Below are 17,263 nucleotides of genomic sequence, written 5' to 3' on the forward strand. Positions count from 1 at the left end.
CAGACGAACATGCTTACGGGCATGTGTGTACAACCGGACACTCAGTGGCCCTTATCGACTCGTGGCAAATGTCAGAGGTCTAAGCCTTATGTCGCTCCAAAACTACCTCGTGACTTCCCGCATTGTCCCGTGTTTCCATCCCCAAAACGGGGGGAAAGCGGGGGGAAGACCACCTTTCGGGCAAAAGAAAATCCGCTAGAACCGGGCTACTTCCCTTTGTTCTAGCGGATCTTTGGTGGAGCTAAGGGGATTCGAACCCCTGACCCCCTGCATGCCATGCAGGTGCGCTACCAGCTGCGCCATAGCCCCAATTCCTTGGTGCCACCCCGCCGAAACGGCCGGAGCAACTTGTTCAGTTTAGTCAACAATCCGCCCCCTGCAAAATCGGCCAGAATCCGGCGGCGTCGGAGCGGAGACTAGCCCTCCAACGGGGTGGAAGGCATCGACGCCAGACCCACATTGTGCTCGGTCAACTGCCACCTGGGCAGCGCTTTGGCCCCACCGCCCAACTCCTCAAGGACCGACCAGTGACAGTTGGAGACACCAGACAGCGAGGACCACAGCTGAGGGGGCAATCCCATCAGCGCTGCCAGCCCGGCACGGATCGCACCACCATGGCTCGCCACCACCAACGTCTCGCCAGCCGCAAGGCCGGATACGGCGTCGAGCGTGCCCTCGGCCATCCGGCGCCCCACGTCAACACGGCTCTCCACCCCGCCGGCCCGCGCCTCTGGATCGCCACCATGCCAGGCTTCCTGATCATCGGGGAACCGTGCGGCAATATCCTCGAAAGACAGCCCCTGCCACTCCCCCGCATGAGTTTCCCGGACCCGGGCATCCAACTGCACAGCCAACCCCGTCAGCGATGCCAGCTCAGTTGCGGTGTCAGCCGCACGCAGCAGGTCCGAGGAAAGGAGCCGAGCCGGCGCAAGATGCGACAGCTCGGCGGCAGCCTCTCGTGCCTGCTGCCGGCCAACCTCGTCGAGGGGAATGTCCTCCTGGCCCTGAAACAGGCCACGCGCATTCCACTCGGTCCGCCCGTGCCGCCAGAAAATGATCCTCCGCACGCCGGTGGAATCAGCGGCGGCAACCCTCACTCGGCGGCGGCAGTAGCAGTAGCAACGTCGGCAGGAGCAGCAGGCGTGGTTTCAAGCTGCAGGTCGATGACCGGGCAATCGCCCCAGAGACGTTCCAGCGCGTAAAAGACGCGGTCCTCCTCGTGCTGGACGTGAATTACCACGTCCAGGTAATCCAGGAGGACCCACCGGCCCTCGCTGCGTCCTTCACGCCGGACCGGCTTCAGCCCCTGTTTGGACAGTTCCTCCTCGATGCCGTCCACGATCGAGTTGACCTGCCGTTCGCTGGATGCCGAAGCAACCAGGAAGACGTCGGTAATTGCCAGCCGTTCGCTGACGTCAATAGCAACAATGTCCTGACCGATTTTCTCCGACGCTGCATGTGCAGCCGCCCGGGCAATCGCGATGGACGTTTCGTTAGCGCTCACTGATCTCCTTGTGTGTGGTCAGTCGTCAAGTTCAATTGAGGACACCGGCAATCATCATGATCCCGGTGACGAGCGCCAGAGCGCCCAGACTGACAATGGAATACTGCACTAGCTGCAGGCGTTTGACCCGCGCCAGCCCCGCCGTCATGGCGTCGAGTGGTTCGAGCCCATGCGCTGTCCGTGCTCCGATGGGAACCGCCGCCGACGTCGCTGCTGCCTTCGGCGCCGAGTGGGGAAACCCCGGCACGCGGATGAATTCCTTCGGCGAGACAATCGGTAGATTGTGAGCAGTGGTGGGATCGTTGACGCTCGGCTTCCGCTGTTCATTTGCCTGCGAAAGCTGCTGCATCTTCTGTGCACGGCTGTTCAGCACGGCGGCGCGCTCGGCCAGCGCTTTCTGCTGTGCCAGGATCTCCAGGTCGACCGTGAACGGATCATCCTCCCGGCCCGCTGCCATCTTGACGACCTGCGCCTGTGCCTGGCGGACAATGGCCTGCCGGGCGGCCAGCGCCTGCCCGATGCTCATCTGGTCGAGGTCAGGTGCGGTTTGCCGATCGTCCAGCACCCCTTCCTGCCCGGTCGGCTCAGTGACAAGCCCGCCGGTGTCGGTTGCTGGGTCGTCTGGCCGACGACGACGGTCCCTCCTGCCTCCTTCCCGCACGGGTCCCAGCCCGGCAGCCGGGCGGTCGACCTCAGGCGCAGACTCGGCGTCGGGGGTGCGCGGCAGCGCCTGATGGCTCTGCGTTGCGGTGGTGCCCTCCTGGCCGCGGCGTTGGCGGCGGAACGGCTCGACCGTCTGCTCGGGGCTGGGGCGCTGCTCTGCCAGTGCACGATATGCCCGCAACGCCTCACGGTCCCGGGCACGGGCCTGGGAGACCCGTTCTCCCGGGTGTACGGTTTGAGCGTCCACCGGGGCATCTGCAGCGCGGCGGCTACGCCGTTCGGTAGCAACCAGATCGGTATGCACGAGCCTGCTGTTCACCAGCTCACCGGCCTGTGGCTCCAGTGTCTGTTCGTCAGCATTCGTCCCGCGGGTATGCCGATGGGACTTCCGGCTGTGTGCGGATTCGTTGCTGTCACTCATTGCTTTCTCACCCAGTAGTAGATTTCAGGTCGTTGTGTACATCGTGTGGCCTAGTGGTTCCGGCCGCGTCGCGGTAAAGCTCGTGCTTGGCGATGTACTGCACCACGCCGTCGGGCACAAGATACCAAACAGGGTCGTTGAGGGCGACCCGTCGCCGACAGTCTGTCGATGAGATCGCCATCGCCGGAACCTCCAGAAGGCTCACGTCCCGGCCACGCCCATCAAGTTCGTGGCCCGGGCGGGTGACTCCGATGAAGTGGGCCAAAGACCACAATTCGTCAGCGTTCTTCCAGGACAGGATCTGGGCCATGGCGTCGGCGCCGGTAATGAAGAACAGCTCAGCCTCGGGCCGAGCCGCCTTGAGATCGCGCAGTGTGTCGATGGTGTAGGTAGGACCGGGACGGTCGATGTCTACCCGGCTGACGGTGAAGCGTGGGTTCGATGCCGTTGCCACCACAGTCATCAGGTACCGGTGCTCGGCGGCGCTGACCTCACGGTCCGCCTTCTGCCAAGGCTGCCCGGTGGGGACGAACACCACTTCATCAAGGTTGAACACCGCGGCGACTTCGCTCGCGGCCACCAGGTGACCGTGATGGATCGGGTCGAACGTTCCGCCCATGACGCCCAAACGCCACGGACTCCCGTCCGGGTGTGCTCTGTCAGCTGGATTCACGTCGTGTGACTTAGGTCCTTCCCCACTGCCGCGTTCAGCGGTGTGAGGATTCGCCGTGGTCGTGCTTGTTGGGGTGCTGCTTGTGCGGATCGGCATGCTCCTCAACGGCCTCGTGGCGGTTGCCCAGGCTGGAAAAGGCCAGCGTCACGAACATCAGGGCCACCAGTGCACTCATGATGAGTGCCCCATACAGCACCGGGTCCATCGGCAGTTCGACGACCGTGTGTTCCCCGCCAGTCTCGCTGGCTAGGAGCGTGGCAGTGAGAAGCTGAGAAAGCATATATTCTCCCCTTGAAATTTGAGGTGCTGGTTAGCCGGTCAACACCAGCCGGCGATTAGGTTCCCTCCCATGTTACGCGCTTCGTGGCGTGGCCCTAGGACCGGACCTGACCATCACCCTGAAGAATCCATTTGGTCGTGGTCAGCTCGCGCAGTCCCATCGGACCGCGTGCATGCATTTTCTGCGTCGAAATCCCCACCTCGGCGCCCAAACCCAACTCGGCGCCGTCAGTGAAACGAGTGGAGGCATTGACAATCACTGCCGCCGAGTCAATGCCGGCAATGAACCGCTCCGCGTTACCCAGATCATTGGTGATGATCGCTTCGGTGTGCCCCGACGTCCACCGCCTGATATGGCCGATGGCCTCGTCCAGAGAGTCCACGGTGGCGACTGCGAGGTCGAGGTCCATGTATTCGCGGGCCCAATCGTCGTCGGTGGCGAGGTCTGCTTCGACGCCGTCGGGCAGGCTGTCAAGGGTCCGCTGGTCGACGTGCAGCCGAACCCCGGCACCGGCCAAGGCCCGCAACACGTCAGCAGTGGCGCTGGAGTCACTGTGGACGAGAAGGGTTTCCACCGTGTTGCAGACACTGGGGCGCTGAGTCTTGGCGTTCAGCAGGATGTCGACGGCCATCGCCTGATCGGCGCTTTGGTCAACGAAAATGTGAACGTTCCCTTCGCCGGTTTCAATCACGGGCACCGACGAATTGGTGACTACCGTCTGGATGAGGTCGCGCCCGCCACGGGGAATCAGGACATCCACCCGGCCGCGCGCCGTCATCAACACAGTGGCACCCTCGCGTCCGTACTGATCGACGCTTTGCACAGCATCGGCGGGAAGACCCGAACGGACCAAGGCCTCCCGGATCAGGTCCACCAACGCCGAGTTGGTGTGGGCTGCGGCGCTTCCACCGCGCAGGATCACCGCGTTGCCGCTCTTCAGGGCCAGGCCTGCAATGTCGACTGTCACATTGGGCCGCGCCTCATAGATGGCCGCGACGACGCCCAGCGGCACATGGACCTGGCGCATCCGGACCCCGTTGGGCAGCGTCTGCCCCCGTTCCAGGGAGCCCACTGGATCGGGAAGCCCTGCCAGATTCTGCAGCGCTTCGGCGAGCCCGGCAATCCGGTCCTCGGTGAGACTCAGCCGGTCCAACAACGCCTTCGACGTGCCGTTGGCCAGCCCGGCTTCAACGTCAAGAGCGTTGGCTGCCAGAACCATCGAACTGTTGGCCACGAGATCCGCACCGATGGCGAGAAGTGCCCGGTCCTTGGCTGCCCGGTTGGCTGCGGCCACCAGCCGCGCCGCTTCGCGTGAGCGGTCGGCAATGGCGTGGACAGCGGCTGTTACATCGGTCTGCTGTTCGGTCACTGATGTCATGCGCCTAGTCTAACGAAGCACCACAAGGTCGTTCACGTGAACCACTGAGCGCTCGTATTCGCGGCCGAGCTCTTTGGACAGCTCGCGAGTCGTCCGGCCGAGCATCCTGGGCAGTTCGAATGAGCTGTAGTTGACCAGACCGTGGGCGACGACATGCCCGCCGACGTCCACCATGGCTACCGGATCGCCGGCTTCGAAGTCGCCACCGACCGAGACGATTCCCGCGGGGAGCAGTGACCGCCTGCGCTCCCCGACTGCTTTCGCCGCGCCATCATCGAGTGTGAGGGTGCCCCGAATGTCGGCAAGGTGCGCAAGCCACAACAGGCGGATAGGCTGCCGGCGGCCGCTGGTGCTGAACCAGGTGCCGACGTCGGCGCCCGCCAGCGCTGCAGCGGCATTGTCGGTTGAGGTGACCAGGGCGGGGATCCCGGAACTGGCGGCAATCGTCGCCGCCTCCACCTTGGTGACCATGCCCCCAGTACCGACCCCCGCCTTGCCTGTCCGGCCAATTTCCACACCCTCGAGGTCCTCCGGTCCGCGGACCTCTGGGATCCGCTGGGCGCCGTCTTTCGGCGGGCCGTCGTACAGGGAATCGACGTCGGACAACAGCACCAAGGCGTCGGCTTTCACCAGGTGCGCCACCAGCGCGGCCAGGCGATCGTTGTCCCCGAACCTGATTTCGTGGCTGGCAACCGTGTCGTTCTCATTGACGATGGGCACCACACCGAAGTTCAGTAGCCGTTCCATGGCCCGGTGCGCGTTGGCGTAGTGACCCCGACGAATCAGGTCCTCTGCGGTGAGTAGCACCTGGCTGACGGTGACCCCGTGCGCGCCGAAGGCGGCAGTGTATCTCGCCATCAGGAGGCCCTGACCGACGCTTGCCGCAGCCTGCTGGGATGACAGCTGATTTGGCCGCCGTTTCAGGCCGAGCGGCGCCAGCCCGGCAGCAATGGCGCCGCTGGAAACCAGAATGACTTCGGTGCCCTCGTTCCGGCGTGCAGCGAGTACATCGGACAGGCCCACCAGGGCTTCCTCGGAGAGCCCGCCGGAGATGGAGGTGAGCGACGACGAGCCCACCTTGACGACAATCCGCTTCGCTTTCGCGAGGCCGGACCGAGTCTTCAGCGCGCGCTTTGACGTCGTCGTCACCCTCAGCGTCCGGTTTCTTCGCTATCGTGCGCGGGTGCCGGTTCGTCGTTTTGCTGGTCGGCGGGTGCTGACTCGCCTTCGGGCACGGCCTGCGAGGTCTCGATGGTGGTTCCAGGGGAGGTCCGCGTCTTGTAGTTGACCGATTCGGTCCAGATTCCGGCCTTACGCTCTATCTCCAAATCGAGGCGTGCCGCGGCCCGGGCGTCCTTGCGTTCCTGATGATCCTCGCGTTTTTCGTCGCGGGTCGGTCGCACAAACTCGGCCAGACGGATGTCGGTGCCACGCGGTGATGCGAGCAGTTCGGCACCACCCATCATGGTCGGCTCCCAGTCGAAGACGACTCCGTCGCCCTCACCAATGACGACGGTGTCACCCGGCTTGGCACCGCTCTTGAAGAGCTGTTCCTCGACGCCGAGCTTCGCGAGCCGGTCGGCCAGGTAGCCCACGGCCTCGTCGTTGTTGAAGTCGGTCTGCTTGACCCAGCGCACCGGCTTCTCGCCGATAATCCGGAACAGTGGCAGGAGGTTCTTCTCCTCGTTGCGGATGATGAACCCGCGGGAGTTGACGGCCCGGGGCCGGAGGATCGGCGGTGTGATCTTCGGTGGTGTTGCCTTCAGCGCTGCGCGGGCGGCGGTGACGATCTCGCCCATCGCGAAGCCGAGCTGCCGCAGCCCTTCGTGGCTGGACGCCGACACCTCGAACACTCGGTATCCGCGCGCCTCGAGCTCGGGACGGACGAAGGACGCCATATCCTTGCCGTCAGGCACATCGACCTTGTTCAGGGCGATCAGCTTGGGCCGCTGATTCAAGGGTACGACGTCGCCGTCCGGGCCGGCGAAGCTCATGTCGACCGCGTACTTTTCCAGTTCGCGCTCGATGATATCGAGGTCGTGCAGCGGGTTCCGGTCGGACTCCAGGGTGGCGCAGTCAAGGACGTGCACCAGCGCAGCGCAGCGCTCGACGTGACGCAGGAAGTTGTGGCCCAGACCCTTGCCTTCGCTGGCACCCTCGATGAGGCCCGGCACGTCGGCGATGGTGTAGCGCACATCGCCGGACTCGACGACGCCGAGGTTCGGTACCAGCGTAGTGAACGGGTAGTCGGCAATCTTGGGGCGTGCCGCTGACATCGCGGCGACGAGGCTGGATTTGCCGGCGGACGGGAAGCCGACCAGGGCAATGTCCGCGATCGACTTCAGCTCAAGGACGATATCCCGGGCGTCACCCGGGATGCCCAGTAGTGCGAACCCGGGTGCCTTGCGTTTCTGGGAGGACAGCGACGAGTTTCCGAGACCGCCCTGGCCGCCTGAAGCGGCGATGAACTCGGCGCCTTCGCCGACCAGGTCGGCGAGTACTTCGCCGTCCCTGGTTTTGATGACTGTGCCGTCTGGCATCGGGAGGATGAGGGTTTCTCCCTGCTTGCCGCCGCGCCAGTCGCCCATACCGTTGCCGCCGTTGGTGGCGTGGCGGTGGGGTGCATGGTGGTAGTCGAGGAGGGTGGTGGTTTGGGAGTCGACGCGGAGAATGATGCTGCCGCCGTCGCCGCCATTACCGCCGTCGGGGCCACCCAACGGCTTGAACTTTTCACGCTTGACGGAAACGCAGCCATGACCGCCGGTCCCGCCCGACACATGCAGAACCACCCGGTCAACGAAGCTTGCCACGTTGATCTCCTTCGTAAATTGCGAATTGATGCCGAGTCTATCCCGGCTTAAAAAGAAAGTGGGGCGAGCCGGATCGGCTCACCCCACCTCACTGCCAATGCCTGGTGCGCAGGAACTACTCTGCGACCGCGCCGACGATGTTGACGACGCGACGTCCACGGCGGCTACCGAACTCCACCGAGCCTGCCTCCAGTGCAAACAGCGTGTCGTCTCCGCCGCGGCCAACGCCAGCGCCGGGGTGGAAGTGGGTGCCACGCTGGCGAACAATGATTTCGCCAGCCTTGACAACCTGTCCACCGAACCGCTTGACGCCAAGGTACTGGGCGTTTGAATCGCGACCGTTGCGAGTGGAACTCGCACCCTTCTTATGTGCCATCTGCTTTGCCTACCTTTTGATAAAGAACGAAGAGGTTACTTGATGCCTGTGATCTTGACGCGGGTCAGTTCAGAACGGTGACCCTGGCGCTTCTTGTAGCCGGTCTTGTTCTTGAACTTCTGAATGACAATCTTCGGTCCACGAAGATTCTCAATAATCTCGGCAGTGACAGCAACCTTTGCCAGGTCGTCTGCTGCTGAGGTTACCTTGTCGCCGTCGACCAGAAGGAGGGCGGGCAGCTGAAAGCTGCTGCCGGCCTTACCGGTGACGCGGTCAAGGGTTACGAGGTCTCCCACGGAAACCTTTTCTTGGCGGCCGCCTGCGCGGACAATCGCGTACACCACTTGGGAACTCACTTCTCTCGACAACTCTGCTTGGAAAACTACTGGTGTGCGTACTTACACCGGCAAACCACACTAGTTGGTCCTACCGCTGACGCTGTGCATCGACGCCCCGGATGACCGGTTAGAAGGCGAACGCACCGAGGATCTAGATTACGCCAGTTCGGCGGGTTCCTGCAAATCACCCAGGGTGTGGGCGAGTCGCAGTCCACCGCCGGACCGGACCTGCGTCTACAACTCGGACGCGGGAACCCCTACCCCGAGGATCATCGGCTCATCCCTTGCGGGCACCACCGTGCGGGGCTCAGCCTGGGCTGTCGCAACAAACCGTGCCGCCGGGTGCTCGGCTACCCCGTCCTGGTCTGCCTGCTTCCGTTCGATAACCGAGGTTGCAGCGGTCCCCTGGGCGCTGCTGGCGGCCCTGCGCCGGTTACGCCGCGGGCTGCGGGGAGCTGGCTCGGGCGCAGGCGTCGGTTCACCAACCGAGTCCACCGCCGATTCGACCGCCGGTTCGGAAGCGGAATCAGCTGTCGCAGGCTTCCGGTCGAACGCCTGGGTGAGGCTGTCGAGGGTCAACCGGCCCGCCCCCAGCACTTCGGCGTCGCTGCTCTCCGCGCGGGGCAGGCTGACGGTCTCCCCGTTGATTGTCAGCACCACTTCCGCGGCATTGTGGGCCGCGGGGAGTCCCTCGGCCTCATGCGCTGCGTGGGTAGCCGCGGCGATGCTCGCAAGCGCCACCCTAGCCGCCTCGGCGCGGGTCTGGCGCTCGGCATCGTCCTGTGGCACCTCGGGTGTCTGCTGCTCGTCGTCGGCCGGCGAACTGGGCCGGCTCCGATTGCGCTTGCGTTCACTGCGGGATACCTTCTCCTGGCGGAGGTGCTGCTGGTGGTTATCGGGGGCAACGACGTGCCGCTTATGTTCCACCGGCTCGTCATGTGTAACGACGCCGCGTCCATCACAGTGCTCACAGTTCTCGCCAAAGACCTCCAGGAGCCCGGTGCCCATCCGCTTCCTGGTCATCTGGACCAGACCCAGGGAGGTCACCTCGGCAACCTGGTGCTTAGTGCGGTCCCGGCCAAGACATTCAACCATCCGACGCAGGACGAGATCCCGGTTGGCTTCAAGGACCATATCGATGAAGTCAATGACGATGATGCCACCGATGTCCCGCAGCCGGAGCTGGCGGACCACTTCCTCTGCGGCTTCCAGGTTGTTCTTGGTGACGGTTTCTTCGAGGTTTCCGCCGCTACCGGTGAACTTGCCGGTATTGACGTCAACCACGGTCATAGCCTCGGTGCGGTCAATGACGAGCGACCCGCCGGAGGGCAGGAAGACCTTCCGGTCGAGGGCCTTGTGGATTTGCTCATCGATCCGGCTGGCGAAGAAAATGTCCTCATTGCCGGTCCATTTCTCCAGGCGGCCCACCAGATCGGGGGCCACGTACATGACGTAGGCCTCGATGGTGTCCCAGGCTTCCTCACCGGAGACGATGAGTTTGGAGAAGTCTTCGTTGAAGACGTCACGGACCACCTTGATGGTCAGGTCCGGCTCCCCGTACAACAGCTCCGGAGCCAGTGACTTGGTGGAGCCCGACTTGGCCTCAATGGTCTCCCACTGTGACCGCAGCCGGTTGATGTCGTGGGTCAGCTCTTCCTCGCTGGCGCCCTCCGCTGCGGTGCGGACGATCACGCCAGCGTTCTCGGGCAGACGGTCTTTAAGGATGCGCTTGAGCCGGTTGCGTTCCACATCCGGCAGCTTCCGGGAAATCCCGGTCATGGAGCCACCCGGCACGTACACGAGGTAGCGTCCGGGGAGGGAAATCTGGCTGGTCAGACGGGCGCCCTTGTGGCCCACCGGATCCTTGGTGACCTGCACCAGGACGGTGTCGCCGGACTTCAACGCCAGTTCGATGCGGCGTGGCTGCCCATCGAGGCGTGACGCATCCCAGTTGACCTCACCGGCGTACAGGACCGCGTTGCGGCCGCGGCCAATATCAACGAACGCTGCTTCCATGCTGGGCAGCACGTTCTGGACCTTGCCCAGGTACACGTTGCCGATCAGCGAATCCTGCTGCGTCTTGGACACGAAGTGCTCAGCAAGCAACCCGTCCTCGAGGACAGCAATCTGGATCCTGTCATCGCGCTGGCGGACGATCATTTGCCGGTCCACCGATTCGCGACGCGCCAGGAACTCGGCTTCGGTGATGACCTGGCGGCGGCGCCCGGTATCGCGGGACTCGCGGCGACGCTGCTTCTTGGCCTCCAGCCGGGTGGATCCCTTGACGCTGGTGACTTTGTTGGAGGGTGCGGCTTCCTGCACCTGCCGGGGTGCCCGGACCCGGGTCACCGTGTTGGGGGGATCGTCGTCCTGACCGCCGGTCAGTTCAAGGTCCTGATCTCCACGGCGACGCCTCCGACGACGACGCGACGTCACACCGTCATCGCTGTCGCCGTCCGGGCTGGCCTCGTCGGCTGGGCCGGCCTCGTCGCTGGGTGTGTCCTGGTCGCTACGGCTCTTACCCCGGCTGCGGCGATTACGACGACGGCGGCGCCCTCCGGGCTCGGTGTCACTATCGTCGTCGTCATCATCTTCGGCGTCGGACGCCGCGGCGGCGTCAGCTTCCCTGACCGGGGTCGGAGCAACTGTCAGGTCGGGTGCGTGAAACAGTGACGCGGGGATGGCGAACGGGTCGGCTGCCGAGGACACGGGGGCCGGGAAAACGGGCGCCGGTGAAACGGGGGCCGCCTCCTTGGCAGTCTCGGCCGCCTCAACCTGGGCCGCATCGATCGGTGCCGGGTCGGCCTGCGCTTCCACGGGGGCGTCCTGACCTTCAACTGCTGCGGGAGCAGTTTCCTCGGGAACCGGCACCTGCTTCTGCGCGGCCGTCGACCGGCGGCGGGTAATTTTTTTCACTGGTGCCGGTGCGACGTCGGCCGGCGGAACATCGGTGGCTTCGGTGGCGACGACGTCGGCCGCCTGGGCGACGGGGGCCAGCGCTTTCTCGACGGTGGGTTCGACGGCAGCGGGTGCTCCGGAGGGGCTGCTGGCCTTCCGGGGCGCGCGGCGGCGGGCTGGGGCCATCACCGCCTTCTCGGCGACGGGTTCGGCGACCGCGCCAGCGTCGGGAGTGGTCGCCGGAGCGTCGGTAATGATAGCCGGAGCGTCACCAGCGGTAGCAGCAGCGTCAGCGTTCATCTCGCCAGCACCGGCGGACGGCGCGGACGGTGCCTCGGGGAGCACGACGTCGCTGGTAGCAACCTTGCGGCTGCGCGTCGCACGCCGCTTCGGCGCTGCAGCTGGCTCTGGTGCTTCAGTGGTCGCTGACTCGCCGCTGGCGCCCGCCGCAGGCTCTGCTTTGCCCGCCGCAGGCTCTGCCTTTTTGCGGCGGGTCCGGGCTGCCTTGGTCACTGGGACGTCGAGCTGCTCCTGCGCGGAGTCCTGAATCTGGTCCGTGGGGTTCTGGTCCGTGGGGATCTGGTCCGTGGTGTTCTGCTGATTATCCATATGGTGTTTTGCTCCAGCCCCTGCGGCGTCGGCCACATTCCGACGCCCCCGGGGGCAGTATGTCGGTTGTCGGCGGGCCTTGGCGCCTCGCGTCCACCGGAAGTCGTCTAGTGAGCTTCGAGGTCGCACCATCCGTGGGGTGCGGCATCACTCGAAGACCAGTGGCGCTTTTCCCTATCCGCTGCTTTCCCAGCGGTTGGCCTGCACAGCGGATTCTCGGCATCCCACCCGTCAGGATGTTTTCACGATGCACGCAGAAGCGTCGCCAGCACAGCCGGAAGCCTGTCACTGGACCGGCCGGGGAATGTGGTTCCCCTGCCAGCCACGTTCATTGTCTCACAGACTGTTTCTGACGCCCTGCTTTCGCGGACAGCGTTTTTGCGCTCCCGGGCACTTCATTGCCTGGTCAGCCGAGCCTGTCAGAGCGTGGGTAACTGCCCGGTCACTGGTGAAGTGAGCCCGGGGAGCGGACGGGCGACGGGCACCCTGGTGCCCAGTACCTGCTCGACGACGTCCTGGGCTACTTTCCGCGCGGTCAACCCAACCCGTTCCAACACTTCGGTTCGCGTGCCGTGGTCAAGGAACTCCACGGGCAGTCCCACCTCGTTGAGCGCGGTGTCCACCCCGACGGCACGCATCTCCTGCCGGATCCGTGATCCGACACCGCCAGCGCGCACCCCGTCCTCGATCACGATCACAATCCGGTGTTCGGCTGCCATGGTGATTACTGATCGACGGACCGGCAGCACCCAGCGCGGATCGATCACCGTCGAGCTGATCCCCTGTGCGCCCAACCGGTTGGAAACATCCAGAGCCAGTTCGCTCATCGCGCCGATACTGACGATGAGGACGTCGTTGTTGCTCGAACCGGAGGGCCTGCGGGCTAGCACCTCAACGCCGTCGTCGAGCCGTTCAATCGCCTGCACCTCAGCGCCGACAGCGCCTTTCGAATACCGTACGACGCTCGGCGCGTCGCCGATGGCAACAGCCTCCCTGAGTTCCTCGCGGAGCCTGGTGGCGTCACGAGGTGCTGCCAGATGCAGCCCGGGAATGATCTGCAGCATTGCCATGTCCCACATCCCGTGGTGGCTCGCACCGTCGGGGCCGGTGACACCCGAGCGGTCCAGCACCACGGTGACCCCCGCCTTGTGGAGGGCGACGTCCATCAGGAGCTGGTCAAATCCTCGGCCCAGGAACGTGGCGTACAATGCCACCACCGGGTGCAGCCCGCCGAAGGCCATCCCCGCAGCGCTGGTGAGCGCGTGCTGTTCGGCGATGCCGACGTCGAACACCCGTTCAGGGTACTTTTCGGCAAACTTGTGCAGCCCCACAGGGATCAGCATGGCGCCGGTGATGCCGACGATGTCCTTGCGCTCGTCGGCGATGGCAGCAATTTCGTCGGCGAACACGCTGGTCCAGGACTGCGGTCCGGCCGCGCCAACCGGTTGTCCGGTTTCGGGGTCGATGATACCGACGGCATGGAACTGGTCGGCGTCGTGGGCCCGGGCCGGCGCGTAGCCGTAGCCCTTCTCCGTGATCGCATGGACGATCACCGGTCCCTCGTAGTTGCGCGCCTGGTGCAGGGCATGCTCTACGGCAGCCATATCGTGGCCATTGATGGGTCCGATGTACTTCATGCCAAGGTCTTCGAACAGACCCTGGGGGGCCCACCAGTCCTTGATGCCTTTTTTCGTGGCGTGCAGGCTCTTGTAGGTGAAGCGGCCGAGCGGGCCACCGTTCTGGAGGCGCCGTTTGGACCAGTCGAGGGTCCCTTCATAGACGCGGTGGGTGCGGACGGTGTCAAGGGTTGGTCGCAGGGAAGCCAGGTAGTCGGCCACACCCCCGATGGTCGGCGCGTAGGACCGGCCGTTGTCGTTGACAACAATCACTACGCGACGTCGTTTGTCGGCCGCAATGTTGTTGATCGCTTCCCAGGCCATTCCGCCGGTCAGGGCGCCGTCGCCCACCAGCACCACCGTGTAGCGGTCACCTTCACCGGCGATCACCCGGGCGCGTGAAATCCCGTCGGCCCAGGACAGGGAGGAGGACGCATGGGAGCTTTCCACGACGTCGTGTTCGGATTCGGCGCGTGAGGGGTAGCCGGAGAGGCCGCCCTGTTGACGGAGGGTGCTGAAGTCCTGCCGTCCGGTCAGCAGTTTATGCACGTAGGACTGGTGGCCCGTGTCGAAGATCACTGCATCACGGGGGGAATCGAAGATCCGGTGAATGCCGAGGGTGAGCTCGACGACCCCCAGGTTGGGGCCGAGGTGGCCACCGGTGCGGGACACATTCGTGATGAGGAAGTCACGGATCTCCGCTGCCAGACGGACCAGCTGGTCGGCGGTCAGCCGGCTGAGGTCCTGAGGGTGGCGGATGGTTTCCAAGAGTCCCATCGGAGCCTCCTTGCGTTGGTCATTCCCGCCGGACGTACACCTGCGGGTCATTAACTCTAACGCGGGTTGACGGTCAGAGGCGCTCGATCGCTGTGAGCTGTCGGAGCACGTAGTGAAGAATACCGCCGTTGCGGTAGTACTCCGCTTCACCCGGGGTGTCGATGCGCAGCACCGCATCGAAGGTGATGATGTCGCCGCCCTCCTCCGGTACGGCGCTGACCCTCACGGTCGCTGGGGTGCTGCCCTCGTTGAGGACCGTCACGCCGTCGACGGCGTATGTCTCGGTGCCGGTGAGGCCCAAGGTCGCGGCGCTTTCCCCCACCGGGAACTGCAGCGGCAGCACTCCCATTCCGATCAGGTTGGAGCGGTGGATCCGCTCGTAGCTCTCGGCGATCACGGCGCGGACGCCGAGCAGAGCGGTGCCCTTCGCCGCCCAGTCCCGGGACGAACCGGAGCCGTACTCCTTTCCAGCGAGGATCACCAATGGAACACCGGCCGCCTCGTAGTTGACCGCGGCATCGTACATGTAGGCTTGCGGGCCGCCGGTCTGGGTGAAGTCTCGGGTGAATCCGCCTTCCACCCCCTGCAGCAGGGTGTTGCGCAGCCGGATATTGGCGAAGGTTCCTCGGATCATCACCTCGTGGTTCCCGCGACGGGACCCGTACGAGTTGAAATCCTTCCGCGCCACTCCGTGTTCCAGCAGGTAGCGTCCGGCCGGGCTGTCCGACCTGAACGAGCCGGCCGGGCTGATGTGATCGGTGGTCACCGAGTCTCCCAGCCTGGCAAGCACCCGCGCTCCCGAAATGTCGGTCACCGGATTCGGCGCGGCCTTCATCCCCTCGAAGTACGGCGGCTTACGCACATAGGTGGAGTTCTCATTCCAGGCGAACGTGTCACCCTCGGGAGTATCCAGGGCTTTCCACCGGTGATCGCCGTCGAACACTCCCTCATACCCTGCGGCGAACATCGCCTCGTCAATGGACGAGTCAATGGTGAGCTGGACCTCGACCGGGCTGGGCCAGATGTCGCGCAGAAAGACGTCAACGCCGTCGTCGTCGCGGCCCAACGGATCCGACTCGAAGTTGAAGTCCATTGTGCCCGCCAAAGCGTAGGCGATCACCAGCGGCGGCGACGCGAGGTAGTTCATTTTCACGTCAGGGTTGATCCTGCCCTCAAAGTTGCGGTTCCCGGAGAGCACTGCTGCCACGGACAGGTCGTTATCCTGGATCGCCGCGGCAATTTCCGGTTCCAGTGGCCCCGAATTTCCGATGCACGTGGCGCAGCCGTACCCCACCACGAAAAACCCGAGCTTCTCGAGGTAGGGAGTGAGCCCGGATCTGTCGTAGTAGTCGGTGACCACCTTTGACCCGGGGGCAACGGACGTCTTGACCCACGGTTTGGAGGCGAGCCCGCGGTTCACTGCGTTGCGGGCCAAGAGGGCCGCGGCGAGCATCACCGAGGGGTTCGAGGTGTTGGTGCACGAGGTGATCGATGCGATGGTAACCGCCCCGTGGTCCAGCTCGAATGTCCGCCCATCGGACATGGTGACCGGGACCGGCGTCGAAGGTCGACCGGTGGCACCCGGCCCCCCGGCGTGCCGCAGCGTCGACGTCATCGCCGGGACGTCGGAGGCCGGAAACGACTCCTCCAGGGCCTCGTCCAGTGCCACGTCACCCACCGAGCTGACGTAGTTGTGGATGTCCCTGCGGAACTGTTTCTTGGCGTCGGTGAGGTCGATACGGTCCTGGGGCCGCTTCGGTCCGGCGATCGACGGCACCACCGTGGAAAGGTCTAGTTCGAGGTGCTCGGAGAAGCGGATCTCCCGTGCCGGGTCGTGCCAGAGGCCCTGTTCCCTGGCGTAGGCCTCGACCAGGGCAACGCTCTGCGCCGACCGGCCCGTGAGCCGCAGATACTCGAGGGTGACGTCGTCGATCGGGAACATTGCGGCGGTGGAACCGAATTCGGGGCTCATGTTGCCGATGGTCGCCCGATTAGCCAACGGCACGGCCGCGACGCCCTCGCCGTAGAACTCGACGAATTTGCCGACCACCCCATGCTTGCGCAGCATCTCGGTGATGGTGAGGACGACGTCGGTGGCGGTGGCACCCGCCGGAATGGAGCCGGCCAGTTTGAAGCCCACCACGCGAGGGATGAGCATCGACACCGGCTGGCCCAGCATGGCCGCCTCCGCCTCGATACCGCCCACACCCCAGCCGAGCACGCCCAGGCCATTGACCATCGTGGTGTGCGAGTCGGTGCCGACACACGTGTCGGGGTAGGCCTGCAGGACAGTATTACCCCCCGTGATGTCCCCCGTGGTGAGCCCGCGGGTCATCACGATCCGGGCCAGGTATTCGAGGTTCACCTGATGGACGATCCCGGTTCCGGGTGGCACCACCTTCAAGTCGTTGAAGGCAGTCTGACCCCAACGAAGGAACTGGTACCGTTCACCGTTGCGCTGGTACTCCAGGTCCATGTTGCGTTCGATCGCGTCGGCGCTACCGAACACATCGATCTGCACCGAATGGTCGATAACCAGTTCCGCTGGTGCCAGGGGGTTGACCCGGTTCGGGTCACCGCCGAGGTCCTTGACCGCTTCACGCATGGTCGCCAGGTCCACCACGCAGGGCACGCCGGTGAAGTCCTGCATGATGACGCGGGCGGGCGTGAACTGGATCTCGGTGTTGGGCTGGGCGTCTGCGTCCCAGCCGGCCAGGGCGCTGACCTGCCCGGCGGTAATGTTGGCACCATCCTCGGTGCGCAGCAGATTCTCGAGCAACACCTTGAGGCTGAAAGGAAGGCTTTGGGCGCCGTCGACCGCGCTCAGCCGGAAGATCTCGTACTCGGTTCCGGCGACCTTCAGCACACCCCTGGAACCGAAGCTGTCGATAGTACTCACCGCTGGACTCCTCTCCCCTGC

General features: G+C 64.6%; 13 protein-coding genes and 1 tRNA gene. All 14 read right to left on the reverse strand.

Annotated elements, in window-relative coordinates:
• Positions 1 to 233: 233 nt before the first annotated feature.
• A tRNA-Ala gene (locus tag ACX80G_RS14190) sits at positions 234 to 309 on the reverse strand.
• Between the two features lie 107 nt (positions 310 to 416).
• Positions 417 to 1,097 (reverse strand): histidine phosphatase family protein, encoded by a 681-nt coding sequence (locus tag ACX80G_RS14195; protein ID WP_459308378.1) that lies wholly within the window; start codon positions 1,095 to 1,097, stop codon positions 417 to 419.
• Positions 1,094 to 1,504: a ribosome silencing factor gene (rsfS, locus tag ACX80G_RS14200; RefSeq protein WP_459308380.1), complete on the reverse strand. Its 411-nt coding sequence runs from the start codon at positions 1,502 to 1,504 to the stop codon at positions 1,094 to 1,096. The genes ACX80G_RS14195 and rsfS overlap by 4 nt, the downstream gene beginning before the upstream one ends.
• A gap of 31 nt (positions 1,505 to 1,535) precedes the next feature.
• A complete protein-coding gene (locus tag ACX80G_RS14205) occupies positions 1,536 to 2,588 on the reverse strand; it encodes a hypothetical protein (RefSeq protein ID WP_459308382.1) in 1,053 nt (350 codons plus the stop codon).
• Between the two features lie 7 nt (positions 2,589 to 2,595).
• Entirely contained in the window at positions 2,596 to 3,261 is a 666-nt protein-coding gene (gene nadD / locus ACX80G_RS14210) for a nicotinate-nucleotide adenylyltransferase (RefSeq protein WP_459308383.1), read from the reverse strand.
• 34 nt (positions 3,262 to 3,295) lie between these two features.
• Positions 3,296 to 3,541 (reverse strand): hypothetical protein, encoded by a 246-nt coding sequence (locus ACX80G_RS14215; RefSeq protein ID WP_459308508.1) that lies wholly within the window; start codon positions 3,539 to 3,541, stop codon positions 3,296 to 3,298.
• Positions 3,542 to 3,635: 94 nt separating this feature from the next.
• Complete coding sequence (locus ACX80G_RS14220; RefSeq protein WP_459308384.1) at positions 3,636 to 4,919, reverse strand: glutamate-5-semialdehyde dehydrogenase; 1,284 nt, start codon at positions 4,917 to 4,919, stop codon at positions 3,636 to 3,638.
• Positions 4,920 to 4,928: 9 nt separating this feature from the next.
• Positions 4,929 to 6,068, reverse strand: coding sequence for a glutamate 5-kinase (gene proB, locus ACX80G_RS14225; RefSeq protein ID WP_459308386.1), 1,140 nt, complete (start codon positions 6,066 to 6,068; stop codon positions 4,929 to 4,931).
• 2 nt (positions 6,069 to 6,070) lie between these two features.
• Positions 6,071 to 7,729: a GTPase ObgE gene (gene obgE, locus ACX80G_RS14230; RefSeq protein ID WP_459308387.1), complete on the reverse strand. Its 1,659-nt coding sequence runs from the start codon at positions 7,727 to 7,729 to the stop codon at positions 6,071 to 6,073.
• A 115-nt stretch (positions 7,730 to 7,844) separates the two neighbouring features.
• Positions 7,845 to 8,105, reverse strand: a complete 261-nt coding sequence (rpmA, locus tag ACX80G_RS14235) for a 50S ribosomal protein L27 (protein WP_081743419.1) — start codon at positions 8,103 to 8,105, stop codon at positions 7,845 to 7,847.
• Positions 8,106 to 8,140: 35 nt separating this feature from the next.
• Positions 8,141 to 8,449, reverse strand: a complete 309-nt coding sequence (rplU, locus tag ACX80G_RS14240) for a 50S ribosomal protein L21 (protein ID WP_019482657.1) — start codon at positions 8,447 to 8,449, stop codon at positions 8,141 to 8,143.
• A 228-nt stretch (positions 8,450 to 8,677) separates the two neighbouring features.
• Entirely contained in the window at positions 8,678 to 11,950 is a 3,273-nt protein-coding gene (locus tag ACX80G_RS14245; protein WP_459308389.1) for an Rne/Rng family ribonuclease, read from the reverse strand.
• 419 nt (positions 11,951 to 12,369) lie between these two features.
• Positions 12,370 to 14,343, reverse strand: coding sequence for a 1-deoxy-D-xylulose-5-phosphate synthase (dxs, locus tag ACX80G_RS14250; RefSeq protein WP_459308391.1), 1,974 nt, complete (start codon positions 14,341 to 14,343; stop codon positions 12,370 to 12,372).
• A 73-nt stretch (positions 14,344 to 14,416) separates the two neighbouring features.
• Positions 14,417 to 17,242: an aconitate hydratase AcnA gene (acnA, locus tag ACX80G_RS14255; RefSeq protein WP_459308393.1), complete on the reverse strand. Its 2,826-nt coding sequence runs from the start codon at positions 17,240 to 17,242 to the stop codon at positions 14,417 to 14,419.
• Between the last annotated feature and the right edge of the window lie 21 nt (positions 17,243 to 17,263).

It is taken from the genome of Arthrobacter glycogeni (assembly GCF_054510815.1).

Bases quoted from the DNA above. Each gene is read 5' to 3' on its own strand.
- ACX80G_RS14205 (WP_459308382.1), bottom strand. From the start codon at position 2,588: ATGAGTGACAGCAACGAATCCGCACACAGCCGGAAGTCCCATCGGCAT.
- ACX80G_RS14215 (WP_459308508.1), bottom strand. From the start codon at position 3,541: ATGCTTTCTCAGCTTCTCACTGCCACGCTCCTAGCCAGCGAGACTGGC.
- ACX80G_RS14220 (WP_459308384.1), bottom strand. From the start codon at position 4,919: ATGACATCAGTGACCGAACAGCAGACCGATGTAACAGCCGCTGTCCAC.
- rpmA (WP_081743419.1), bottom strand. From the start codon at position 8,105: ATGGCACATAAGAAGGGTGCGAGTTCCACTCGCAACGGTCGCGATTCA.
- ACX80G_RS14245 (WP_459308389.1), bottom strand. From the start codon at position 11,950: ATGGATAATCAGCAGAACACCACGGACCAGATCCCCACGGACCAGAAC.
- dxs (WP_459308391.1), bottom strand. From the start codon at position 14,343: ATGGGACTCTTGGAAACCATCCGCCACCCTCAGGACCTCAGCCGGCTG.